This is a genomic window from Pseudomonas sp. PICF141 (genome assembly GCF_002286815.1).
Classification (GTDB): Bacteria; Pseudomonadota; Gammaproteobacteria; order Pseudomonadales; family Pseudomonadaceae; genus Aquipseudomonas.
In genome coordinates, this window is the sequence record NZ_MUNM01000037.1 from 271,047 (window position 1) to 283,239 (window position 12,193).

9 protein-coding genes are annotated in these 12,193 nt (G+C 59.0%); 7 read left to right on the forward strand and 2 right to left on the reverse strand.

Translation table 11 applies throughout. From position 1 onward, the window contains the following. The first annotated feature begins 50 nt into the window (after nucleotides 1–50). On the forward strand, nucleotides 51–1,073 hold the full coding sequence (locus BZL43_RS09180) for an AraC family transcriptional regulator (RefSeq protein WP_095631999.1): 1,023 nt from the start codon (nucleotides 51–53) through the stop codon (nucleotides 1,071–1,073). A gap of 80 nt (nucleotides 1,074–1,153) precedes the next feature. Here the strand turns inward: BZL43_RS09180 and BZL43_RS09185 are convergent, their stop codons facing one another. After that, nucleotides 1,154–2,071 (reverse strand): LysR family transcriptional regulator, encoded by a 918-nt coding sequence (locus tag BZL43_RS09185; RefSeq protein ID WP_095632000.1) that lies wholly within the window; start codon nucleotides 2,069–2,071, stop codon nucleotides 1,154–1,156. Nucleotides 2,072–2,196: 125 nt separating this feature from the next. Here BZL43_RS09185 and BZL43_RS09190 point away from each other — a divergent pair, with 125 nt between their 5' ends. The 6 genes from BZL43_RS09190 to BZL43_RS09220 all read left to right on the forward strand — a co-directional run bounded on the left by BZL43_RS09190 (nucleotide 2,197) and on the right by BZL43_RS09220 (nucleotide 10,461). Next, a complete protein-coding gene (locus BZL43_RS09190; protein ID WP_095632001.1) occupies nucleotides 2,197–3,435 on the forward strand; it encodes a serine hydrolase in 1,239 nt (412 codons plus the stop codon). Then, the gene (locus tag BZL43_RS09195) at nucleotides 3,432–4,616 is read left to right on the forward strand and encodes an MFS transporter (protein ID WP_095632002.1); all 1,185 of its coding nucleotides are present in this window, start codon (nucleotides 3,432–3,434) and stop codon (nucleotides 4,614–4,616) included. Before BZL43_RS09190 ends, BZL43_RS09195 begins: the two co-directional genes overlap by 4 nt. A 106-nt stretch (nucleotides 4,617–4,722) precedes the next feature. Continuing rightward, on the forward strand, nucleotides 4,723–6,504 hold the full coding sequence (locus tag BZL43_RS09200) for a type I secretion system permease/ATPase (RefSeq protein ID WP_095632003.1): 1,782 nt from the start codon (nucleotides 4,723–4,725) through the stop codon (nucleotides 6,502–6,504). Beyond that, the gene (locus BZL43_RS09205) at nucleotides 6,485–7,798 is read left to right on the forward strand and encodes an HlyD family type I secretion periplasmic adaptor subunit (RefSeq protein ID WP_095632004.1); all 1,314 of its coding nucleotides are present in this window, start codon (nucleotides 6,485–6,487) and stop codon (nucleotides 7,796–7,798) included. Before BZL43_RS09200 ends, BZL43_RS09205 begins: the two co-directional genes overlap by 20 nt. A 3-nt stretch (nucleotides 7,799–7,801) precedes the next feature. Then, nucleotides 7,802–9,181: a TolC family outer membrane protein gene (locus tag BZL43_RS09210; protein ID WP_095632005.1), complete on the forward strand. Its 1,380-nt coding sequence runs from the start codon at nucleotides 7,802–7,804 to the stop codon at nucleotides 9,179–9,181. A 536-nt stretch (nucleotides 9,182–9,717) separates the two neighbouring features. Further along, nucleotides 9,718–10,461 (forward strand): response regulator transcription factor, encoded by a 744-nt coding sequence (locus BZL43_RS09220; RefSeq protein WP_095632007.1) that lies wholly within the window; start codon nucleotides 9,718–9,720, stop codon nucleotides 10,459–10,461. A 109-nt stretch (nucleotides 10,462–10,570) separates the two neighbouring features. On the opposite strand, the gene BZL43_RS09225 is transcribed toward BZL43_RS09220, so the two are convergent. Continuing rightward, nucleotides 10,571–12,193, reverse strand: a 1,623-nt coding sequence (locus BZL43_RS09225; protein ID WP_095632008.1) for a DUF5801 repeats-in-toxin domain-containing protein, incomplete at its 5' end; no start/stop codon positions are given.

Below are 12,193 nucleotides of genomic sequence, written 5' to 3' on the forward strand. Positions count from 1 at the left end.
GGGTGATGGCGTTTTTTGCCATATTCAGATGTGACGAGAGAGGCATTCAAATGCGGGAAACGGATTCGGTGGCGGTTTACTTCATGTACCCCATGATCCATGCGTTACGTGAGCAACCGCAGCGTCTGCGGTCAGTGCTTGAACAGGCGGGCATTGATCCGGCACTGATGGACCAGCCGACGGCACGGGTGCCGGCCAAGGCTTTCGCCGCGTTGTGGCTGGTGCAGATTCGTGAATTGAACGATGAATTTTTCCGGCTGGACTCCCATGGAATGCCGCCGGGCAGTTTTGCCTTGATCTGTCGGGCGTTGATTCAGGAACCGACGCTGGAAAAGGCCATGCGTCAGTGCCTGGCCAATTTCGGCCTGTTCTTGCGTGATTTTCGCGGCACATTGAGCGTGCGGGGCAAGCGTGCGGTCATCAGCTTGCAGACCCATGCGCAGAACAGCGAGGTCAGCCGGTTGGGCGAGGAAACGTTTCTGGTGTTGATGATCAGCCTGTTGTGCTGGCTGGGCGGGCGGCGCATTCCGATCGATCGGGCGGACTTTCGTCATCAGCGTTTGTCGTTGCGTGACGATGCCATGCTCTGGGGCCCCAACCTGACCTTTGGCACCGAACGCACCGAAATCGAGTTCGCCAGTCACTACTTGCGCCTGTCGGTGATTCAAGACCTTGCTTCGTTGAAAGTGTTTTTGCGCACCGCACCGCAATGGCTGGTGATTCGTTTCCGCAACCAGCATGGGCTGACTTCGCAGGTTCATCAGCGCCTGCGCCACAGCCATTACAGCGAATGGCCGACCTTGCAGGCCTTTGCTCTGGAGCAGCACCTGAGCCCCAGCACCTTTCGCCGCAAACTGGGACGTGAAGGCTGTTCGTATCAGGAAATCAAGGATGAAGTGCGGCGCGCGGTGGCGTTTGAACGGTTGCGCCAGAGCAAGGCGAGCATCAGCGATATTGCCGAGCAGTTGGGATTCCAGGAGCCGAGTGCGTTCCATCGCGCGTTCAAGAAGTGGACAGGGGAGAGCCCGGGGCGGTATCGGGCGCGGTTTCAGGCATCGGAGGCGATTGATTGATAAATGGCGCTTGCTCGCGATGCGCAGGCCCGCGAGCAATTCTTCCGTGCCATGACCCTGAACACCGGCCCTTTCACTGCTCAACCGCTTACGGCTGCGTTGTCGTTTCGCAGGCCCGTCGTTGCGCCATCACAAACAAAATCGATAAACGCTCGCAACTTTGGCGTCAGGTAGCGGCTCGACGGCCATACCACCTGGATGTTCAGCGTGCGCAGCACTTTGTCGTCCAGTATCGACACCAGCGCTCCGGCGGCCAGTGCCTCGCGTACCGCAAACTCCGGGACGCAGGCGATGCCCAGGCCTTGGCGGGCCATGTGGATCAGCATTTCCAGATTATTGCAGACCATCGTGGCCGGTACTTTCAACTCGCTGCCTTCGGCAAGCCCCGGCAGTGGCCATTTTTCCAGCTTGCCTGTGGAAGGCAGTTTGTAATGCAGGCAGTGGTGCTCCTGCAGTTGCTCGACATTCTGCGGGTAGCCGTGGCTCGCAAAGTAACTGGGGGCACCAACCAGGTAGAAGCTGAAGCTGTCGAGTTTCCTGGCCATTAACCGGGAGTCGTGCAACTGGCCAGTGCGCACCACGGCGTCGAAACCTTCCTCGACCACATCCACCAGCCGATCGGTGAAGTCCAGCTCCAGCTGGACTTCCGGATAATGCTGCATGAATCGTGAGAGCTGCATGAACAGAACGTTGCCCAGCAGCGGCAGGCTGATGCGCAGTTTACCTCGCGGTGTCTCGCTTGAGCTGGAGAGTTCCTGCTCAGCGGCTTCCAGTTCGTTAAGCACCCGGCGGCAGCGCTCCAGAAACAACGAGCCTTCGCTGGTCAGGTTGATGCTGCGGGTATTGCGATGGAACAGGCGTACGCCGAGTTTCTTTTCCATGCGCGCGATGCTCTTGCCCACCGCGGAGGCGGAGATCCCCAGCAAACGGCCGGCCCCAACAAAACTGCGGCTTTCGGCAACCTGCACAAACACCGTGATGCCATTGAGCTTATCCAACACTCACTCCTTTGATTGCGGACCAAAAGGTCCGTGAACCTCGGAATTGTAGCCTCTGTTTCCAGATAACGGCCCCCTCTACCATCGAGACATCAAGTCCTTAATCCCACTGTTCAGGCCCGCCAATGTCAGTCACCGAACCGCTTCGCCCATTACAGTTTCTCCGCGCGTTTGAATCCGTCCCGCTGGCCTCATGCATCGATGCAGTACTGGAGCAGACCTTGCGCGATCAGCGGCTGGTTGGCGCAGTGGTGCTGGTGGCTCACCGCGGCAAGCTTATCTACCGGCGCGCAGCCGGGTTTGCCGACCGAGAGGCGCGGCTACCGATGCGCGAGGATGCCTTGTTTCGGCTGTCTTCGGTGTCCAAGCCGATCGTTTCGGTGGCGGCATTGGCATTGATCGACCAAGGCAAACTCAACCTGGATGACGACATCAGCCGCTGGCTGCCTGACTTCAAGCCGACCCTGAGCGACGGCCAGCCAGCCACGATCACGGTGCGTCAATTGCTGAGCCATACCGCCGGCTTCACCTATGGTTTTCTGGAAAGCGATCAGGGTGGCCCTTATCGCGATGCCGGTGTGTCCGATGGCATGGAGCGCAGCAACCTGACGCTGGAAGAAAACCTGCGCCGCCTGAGCCACGCGCCCTTGTTGTACAAACCGGGCAGCTCATGGGGCTACTCGATTGCGACCGATGTCCTGGGCGGCGTGATTGCTGCGGTCACCGGCACCTCGCTAGCCGCGGCAATCGACGCGTTGATCGCCAAGCCATTGGGTTTGCGCGATATCGGTTTCAGCGTGTCCGACGCCAGCCGCCTGAGCCCGGCGTACCTGAACGATCAACCACAGCCGCGGCGCATGAAAGAGCTGGAAGTGGTGCCGGTTTTCGAAGGCACCGCCGGCATCAAGCTGGAGCCGAGCCGGGCCCTCGACCCACAGGCTTTCAACTCCGGTGGTTCGGGATTGATCGGCAGTGCCGGTGAGTTCCTGCAGTTGCTCGAAACCCTGCGCAAAGGCGGGGCGCCGTTGTTGCCTGAAGCGCTGGTGGAAGAAATGGCCACCAACCAGACTGGCGAGCTCGAACTGGAAAACTGGCCCGGTCGCGGCTTCGGTCTGGGCTTTACCGTGCTCAAGGACCCGGCTGCCGCCCAGACTGCCGAGTCGGTGGGTAGCTGGCGATTGGGCGGTGCCTATGGGCACTCCTGGTTTGTCGACCCGACCGAGCAATTGACGGTCGTTGCCTTCACCAATACCGCCTTCGAAGGCATGTTCGGACAATTTACCGTCGACCTGTGCAACGCCGTTTATGGGGCGATCAACAGTGACCGCAACAACGTCGTGGCCCCGCTGGAGTCAGACTCATGAAAATGCTCCATCCGATCTACTTTCTCGCCCTAGGTCTGTTTGGCGTTTACACCATTGAGTTTGGCGTGGTCGGCATTCTTCCGGTGATCATCGAGTGCTTCGCGATCAGTGCGGCCCAGGCGGGCCTCTTGGTGGGGTTGTTTGCGCTGATCATTGCGGTCTTCGGCCCGGTTATGGTCCTGCTGCTGTCGCGCTTCAATCGCAAGAAGATCCTGACGATTGCCTTGTTCATGTTTGCCGCCACCAGCGTGCTATCGGCCTATGCACCCAACTTTGAATCGCTGATGGTGCTTCGGATCATCCCTGCGTTGTTTCACCCCGTGTACTTTTCCCTGGCCTTTGTCGCGGCCGTTTCGCTGTACCCGCCGCAGGAGTCGACCCGCGCCGCTGCCAAGGCTTTTGTCGGCACCAGCATGGGCATGGTGTTGGGGGTGCCGTTGACGACGCTGATCGCCGCGCAGTTTTCCTATGAAGCGTCGTTTCTGTTCTGCGCCGTGGTCAACTGCATTGCCGGTCTGGGGATCATTGCCAAGCTGCCGGACGCGCCCGACAAACAGCGGGTTTCCTATAAAGAGCAACTGGCCATTCTGCGCAAGTTCCCGCTCTGGCTGAACATCACCGCCTCGACGCTGATTTTTGCCGCGATGTTTTCCGTCTACAGCTACTCAGCCGAGTATCTGGCCAAGGAAGCGGGCATGAGCGCGCTGATGATCAGCATCCTGCTGGTGATCTTCGGCATTGGCGGCGTCGCGGGCAATCTGTATGCCGGCAAGCTGATCGGTCGGAACATGGTTCGCACAACCCTCCTGCACCCGATCCTGCTGGCCGGTGCCTATGGGCTGTTGTACCTGTTCGCCGGCCCGTCCCTGATGACCATGCTGGTTATCGTGGTGTTCTGGGGCGCGACCCATACCAGCGGGCTGATCGTCACACAGATATGGCTGACCTCCGAAGCGCCGGAAGCCCCCGAGTTCGCCACCGGCATTTATATCTCGTTCATCAACCTGGGCGTGACGCTTGGGTCAACGACGGGGGGCTGGTTCCTGGCACGCATGGGCTTGCAGGGCACCCTTTGCAGCGGTTTGCTATTTGCCGCGCTGGCCGTGTTGGTCATCGTGGTTAAAGTCCTGTTTTACAGTGCCGAGCCGCGCAAGGGAGGCGCGCAGATCGCCACGGATTGAGTTGAACTCATATGCTCGTTGTTTGAGGCGATCCGGCCAATTGCTGCACACAGTCGTTCGGCATGATCTAAGCTCCAGAAGATGGTTTTTGCGAGCAGGGGTTTCAATGCGAAGCACACCTGAAAACAGCCTGAAAAATGCGTTGAAAGCCTGTAGAGACAGCTTTATTTCTGTTGGCTTTTTCAGCTTTTTCATCAACGCACTCATGCTCGTGCCCACCTTCTATATGCTTCAGGTATATGGGCGGGTGATGGCCAGCGGAAGCCTGACAACCCTGGCAATGCTGACGCTGATCATGACAGGGCTGATCATCACGCTTGGCTCCCTGGAATGGATCCGTTCGCGCATCATGGTTCGGGTCAGTACCCGACTGGATGTGTTGCTGAGTCGCCAGGTCTACAAGGCCAGTTTCAAACGGGCGCTGGACAGCGGCGGGATGGATGCCTCGGCCCAGTCGCTCAACGACTTGACGGGTTTGAGGCAGTTTCTCTCCGGTAATGGGTTGTTCGCCTTTTTCGATGCGCCCTGGTTGCCGATCTACATCGCCGTGATGTTCATGTTTCACCCCTGGTTTGGCTGGGTGGCGACGGGCAGTGCGCTGCTGTTGTTATTGCTCGCGTTTATCAATGAGAAGCTGACGGGGCCAGCGCTGGCCCAGGCGAACAAGGAACATATCGGCGCGACGCTCTACACCACGAAGAATTTGCGCAACGCTGAAGTCATCGAGTCCATGGGCATGCTTGAGACCCTGATGGATCGTTGGGGGCACCGGCAAAGAAATGTTCTGTTGCTACAGGCCCAGGCCAGCGATAGAGGTGCCATTGTCAGCACAATTTCCAGAACGTTCCGGATCCTGGTGCAATCATTGATCCTGGGGCTGGGGGCCTACCTGGCCGTGGATCATCAAGTGGGGGCAGGCCTGGTATTTGCTGGCGCCGTGCTACTAGGGCGCGCATTGGCCCCCATCGATCTGATCATCGGCAGCTGGAGGGGCTTTATTGCGGCTCGCTCGCAATACGGCCGTCTCAACGACATCCTCGACAAACAACAGGCTCAACCCGAGCGTATGTCATTGCCTGCGCCCCAGGGCCATGTGCAGGTGGAAAATCTGGTGGTTGCGGCACCTGGGTCGAGAACCCCGATCATCAACAACATAAGTTTCAGCGTGCCTGCCGGCTGCGTTGTCGGCATCATCGGTCCCAGTGCCGCGGGCAAATCGACCCTGGCCAGGGCATTGATGGGGGTATGGGTGCCGCTGCACGGCGTGGTCCGCCTCGATGGTGCGGACATCAGCGCATGGGATAAAGATGAGCTTGGACCGTATATAGGTTATTTGCCCCAGGACATTGAGCTGTTCGAAGGCAGCATCAGCGAGAACATTGCGCGCTTTGCCGAGGTCGACTCGGTAAAAGTCATTCAGGCTGCCAGGACCGCTGGCGTTCACGAAATGATTTTGCAATTGCCCGATGGCTACGACACCGTCATCGGCAGTGAAGGCCTCACGCTGTCGGGAGGGCAACGCCAGCGCATCGGACTGGCCCGCGCCCTGTATGGCAGCCCGCGACTGATCATTCTCGATGAGCCCAACTCCAATCTTGATGAAGTCGGTGATCGCGCCCTGGTGGCAGCTATCCAGCAGATCAAGCAGAGCGGCGCGACCCTGTTCGTCATTACCCACCGAACCAACATCGTGTCGCAACTTGACCGGCTCATGGTGATGAACGCAGGGGTTATCAGCCTCTATGGGCCACGCGAGCAAGTGCTCGCCGAGCTTGCGCAGAAACATCAGGCACAAAAGCACGCCATGTCGGCAGGCGCCACCATGGCTTCGGTCAAAACCAGCAAGGGGGACGCCGATGAACCCTACGATGCCCAGTCGTCAAATTGAAAGCTTCGCTGGCTTGCCGATATCTGATCGTAAAGTACGCCGCCTGGGCATTGCTATTGTCGGGGTGACCTTCGGCCTGTTCGGCACTTGGGCGGCGCTTGCGCCCCTGGATGGTGCCGCTTACGCGCCGGGGGTGGTCACCGTGCAGACTTACCGCAAAACGGTCCAGCATCCTGAAGGGGGCATCGTCAAAGCGGTACTGGTCCATGACGGCGACATCGTCAAGCGTGGTGATCCGCTGATCATTCTTGATGATGCCCAGTTGCGCTTCGAATACGAGATGACCCGAGGTCAGTTGGTCGCGACCAGAGCGATGGAGGCAAGGCTGCGGGCCGAGCGCGACTCGCTGTCGGCAATCAGCTTTGGGGAGATAGCCGACCCGGAGAGTTTGCGTGGTGTGGAGGCGCGTCAGGGCGAGACTCGGGTATTCAACGCCAGACAAGGCTCGCGGCTGGGCCAGATGGCGGTGTTGCGCGAGCGCGTCGGCCAGTTGAGTCAACAGATCAAGGGACTGGAATCGATGATTGCTGCCAAAGTTCATCTGGAGAAATCCTACAGCGGTGAAATCGTTGAACTGACCGACCTGCTCAAGCAAGGGTTCGTGGATAAACAACGCCTGCTCGAGCAGGAACGCAAGCTGGGGATGCTCAGGTCGGAGGTGGCCGATCACCGTTCCGCCATTAACAAGACCCGCCTGCAGATCAATGAAACGCAACTGCAGATTCTGCAAATCGACAAGGATTTCAATACCGAGGTGGCCAAGGAGCTGGCCGAGGTTCAGACCCGGATGTACGACCTGCAAGAGAAAACCTCGTCTCTGGAGGACCGGCTCAGTCGTATTGTGATCCGCGCACCCGACGCGGGCATGGTGATTGGCATGACCGTGCACACCATCGGTGGTGTGGTGAGCCCGGCGACGCCGCTGCTGGATATCGTTCCATCGGTTTCCGAGCTGGTCATAGAGGCCCAGGTGGCGCCGGTGGATATTGATCGCGTCGCCATTGGCAAGCGTGCCGATATCCGTTTCGGTGCATTCAATAGCTCGACCACTCCCGTGATTGAAGGCGAGGTCAGCAGCGTATCGGCTGACCGGCTGGTCAACGAAAAGGCGGGGACGGCTTATTACCTGGCGCGGGTGCGGGTAACCGAGGAGGGCATACGCACGTTGGGTGAGCGTAAGTTGTTGCCGGGGATGCCGGCGGACGTCTTGATCATCACCGGGCAACGCACGTTGTTGCAGTACCTGATGCAACCGGCTCGCGATGCCATCGCTCAATCGATGATCGAGGAATAGCCGATGAGTGCGTCGACAGTTCTGCTGGGCGGTGTGTTCATGTTTGCAGCGGGTAGCGCTCTGGCGCAAACCCTTGCGCCAACACCGACTGGAGTCAGCGCGTCGACGTTTTCCACCGACCTCATGCAGTTGTACCGTGAGTCACGGCTGGAAGATCCGCGGGTACTGGCTTCCTATGCGCAAGCCCAGGCGGGCAAGGAACATCAGCGTGAGGCGATGGGGGCGCTGTTCCCGCAGGTCTCGCTCAACGCCGGGACGAATCGGATTCATCAGGAGAGCGACCTGGTGGAGCAAAGTTACGACAGTGAAAACTACAGCCTGGTGCTGCGTCAGTACCTTTACAACAAGGCCGCGTGGGAGAACTACCAAAAATTCAAAAGCCTGGCCAAGCAGTCCGAATCCCAGGCGCTGGATGCTCAGGCCGAGGCCACAGTGGACCTGGCGCAGCGTTACTTTGCCGCGTTGGCCGCCGAGGATGAACTGGAGTTGGTGAGGGCAGAGCGTCGAACCACGCAAAAGAGCCTGGACCGAGTCAATGCGTTGTACGAAAAGCAGCTGGCATTGATTACTGATCAGCTCGACCTCAAGGCCCGGGTAGATTTGCTGGCGGCGCAGGAACTGGATGCGCAGAACCGGGCCAGTATCAGTCGCGAGGAGCTGGCGGAGATCGTCGGCCGGCCGGTCAAGGAGAAGCTCAACCGGATTCGCGATGACGTGCAACTACGGGTTTCGGCGCAGAGTCTGGAATCCTGGGTGCGCGAGGGTATAGCGCTAAACCCGGCGCTCAAGGCCAACGAGAGCAGCGTCGAGGCAGCGGGCGCGGCGTTGCGCAGCGGCAAGGGCGGACACTATCCGACCCTGAGCCTTACGCTGAGCGCGCAGCAGACCAACGAGGGCTACAACAATGCCCTGGCGCCGCGCACCGACAGTTATGTCGCCGGGATTGGCGTGCAGGTGCCGCTGTACAGCGGCGGTTCGACCTCGGCGCGGGTGCGTGGGCTCTATCAGGATCAGATTACCGCCGAACAGGAACTGGAGGCGATCCGGCGCCGGGTGGTCAAGGAGATCACCAGCGCTTACCTGACCGCCAATTCCAGCGGAGAAAAGATCAGTGCGAGCCGCAATGCCCTGGCCTCGGCACAACTGTCCAGAGTGGCGGCAGAGAAAGCGCTCGATTACGGAATGGTCAATGCCGTCGATGTACTGGCCACCGTACGCAACGAATTCCGGGCGCGTCGTGATCTGCTCAAAACGCAGTACGAATTCGTCACTAATGTCCTCACGCTCAATCGCTGGGCGGGAAAGCTGCCTGCCGAAAGTGTTGAAAGCGTTAATGGCTGGTTGGGCGCCGGCAGTTCCAGCCAGAACTTCACATCCCCCTGATCCTGCCGCAATACCGCCTGCGTCGTCGATAAATTGACGCCAGTATTGTGATTACGTCTGCGCGCAGGCCATTCGTCGGTTAATTGACGATTTCGAGCGCGACCAGACTTTGATTGCAAGTCGCCACGGCACGCCTAAGACCCTGATTTTCTTTTAATTAATAGGCGTTCGGTACAACGGCCGGGCTACCCGCATGAGGCGTGAATCGACGACTGGCCGGTGGGCGTGCTGGCAGTGTGCTGGTCTGGCCTAGACTCAGTTGAACAGCTCGAGGGAGCACATCAATCAACGCAAGTTATTGATGATTATTCCTGTTTATGTTGCCTCGATGGCTTTGCCCGGCTTTTGGAAACGCCCGCTACCCTGCTCGTAAAGCCTGTGGATGGGACCCAAAAAATGAATACCCGGGCAGGCACCGCTAAGGCCTGTCGGCGTTCGCATCTGTCCTTCGATCACGGTGGGCAGTTGAGTGAGCTGCTGAATCAGGGAAGGCCAAGGGAGGGAGGTCATTAATTCTTCAAGGGAGTCAGGAAAATATGACGACCCACAAAAAACCTATACGTGTGATGCTGGTCGATTGTCGTCCCCTCGTTCTCATGGGCCTTCAAGATTTGATCAATGCCAGAAAGCCTCAGATGGAAGTGAGCGGCCAGGCCACCACCTATACCAATGCGCTGGATCTTGCCGACCAGTTGCGCCCCAATGTGATTTTTTTCAGTTTTTTTCCAGATGCGCTGAACCCATTGGAAGTTGTTGCGGGACTCACCCGCGACGCCGAAATGAAAGTGCTGGTGCTCAAAGGCTTGTACGAAGCCATCCCCGTTGCCCAGGCGATAGAGGCGGGCGCACGCGGCATCGTGCTGGCGGAAGACCCGACGGAGTCGATCATCCAGGCCATCATCACAGTCCACCATCGCGATACCGGACTGGATAGAGCCTGGGCCGGTGGGCTTTCCGGCTATGCCGCGACCGGGAATATCCATTTGAGATGCAATGTGGAGGAGGCAAAACAGGCGCGGCTGACACTCCGCGAGAGGGAATTGATTCGCGCCATTGTCGGGGATCCGTCCGCTAAATACATGAGCATCGCCGGGCGTCTGGGCATCAGCGAACACACCGTGCACAACCACCTCAGCAATATTTATCAAAAGCTTGACCTGATCAACCGCATCGATCTGTTGATGTATGCGCTGAAGCACGGGCTCACCAACAACGAAAAACCACCCGAGTCCACATGGGTGGAACTGGATTTGGTTTCACGTCGAAACAAGACGATCTGACACCCTTGGGTGCCTGTCGCAGGCGAGAGCGTGCGTATCTGAATAGTGGAACTGACAAAAGAATGCGAGGGTGGTTTGCGTCACCCTCGCATTCTCTTACGCGCGTTTCTCAGACGCTGCCGTTAACAATGTCGCTACTCAGCAGATCGACCCCGACCAAGGTGATGGTCGTGACTTGTCCGCCCGTTTCGGCAACCGTCACGATGCTGTCGGCGCCGCTGTTGTCGATCGATTGGACAACGGCGCTCTGGTCGCCGTTGAGCACCAGGGTGTCTCGCAGGTTTACGTTGGCATCGAAGCCGGTGACCTGGTACAGGTTCTCATCGACTGACAAATCGACGTTGAAGGCATCCCGTTCACCGCCCGTGCCCGCCAGCGTGAAGTCGAAGGTGCCGGTCAAGTCATTGGCGAACAGGTTGGCGTCGAACGTACTCGTTGCCGAGTCCCCATCCTTGTCGGTCAGCGTCGCGTTGAACGTCAGCTGGACATCGCTGGCCAGGCTCTCGCTTTCCTGAATGAACTGGATCGTCGGGATCTTGATCTCGCCTCGGGCCATCGTGAGCTGGACAGCGTCGATCAGATTCGTGCCATCGCTCTCAATGAGGAAGGAGACCTGTCCGCCTGCCTCCGGCGTCAGGGTGTTCACTTCGATGAGGTCCGAGAACGTGCCGTCCTCATAGTAGGCCCTGTAGTACAGGTCCTCGGTTGCCGTGTTGTAACCTCCTACGGAGTTGTCGATGAAGACCCTCATGCCCGTCAGCAGGCTCTCCGGATTGACGACAAAACTCTCATCGTCAACGCCGATGGCCGCCAGGTCGTCTCCCTGGAACAGGTTATTGGCGACGCCGATGCCGGCGGTGCTCACGTTCATGGCCGACGGGTCGATGTACGAGGGCAGAGGGTTGGTCTGTAGCGTGGTTTCGGTGGGATCGGGTTCTCCGAGTCCGATACCGCTCAGAATGTCCGAAGTCGACGCAAGTGCCTTCGCGGAAAAGAACACAACCTCTTCAGATGGCGAAGGAATAGTCGGCGGATCCTGCTCTGGAATCAACAAGGTGCGCACGGGATCCGGGCCTCCGGCACCGAGCGCGCCATCGGCAGTGCTGAGCACGATCTCCGAACTGAAGCCTTGCACCAGATCCAGTGCATAGCGGCCATCGGCATAGGCGGTCAGCGTGTAGTCGACGCTGGTGTCCGCCGTTGCGGCGTTGTTGTCGAAATCACCAGTTAACGTCCCGGCGAACTGGTACGCGCCATTGCCGTCCGGTGAGGGTGACTGCTCGGTGAGCGTGGCGGTCCCGGTGGTGGTCGTATTGTCTGGTCTGACGAGGGTGAACTGGCTATTCACCGAGATATCCAGACCAGCCGCACTCAGCCCGTCGGCGCCCGCCGAATGATCCCAGAAGCCGAATTGCGGCAGGACGCTACCCGTGCCGATCAGGTTGCCGAACGCGAGTGACGGGCCGTCGTCCTTGAATATCAGGTTCTGCCCGATGTTGAGGGTCGCCTGGGCACTGTCGCCGTCCTTGTCGGTTGCGGTTCCTATCAGCGTCACCAGATTGTCCGCCGACAGCGTCGTCGAATCATCGGGATCGGTGGCGTCGGGATGCACCACGGCGCGCAGCTGGTCGAGGGTGACGTCACCGTTAGCGGCGACGCTGACGGTGAACACCAGCAGGTTGGTGGTGGCCGTGCGGCCTTCGACCACACCGTTGTTGAGCGACAGGTTGAC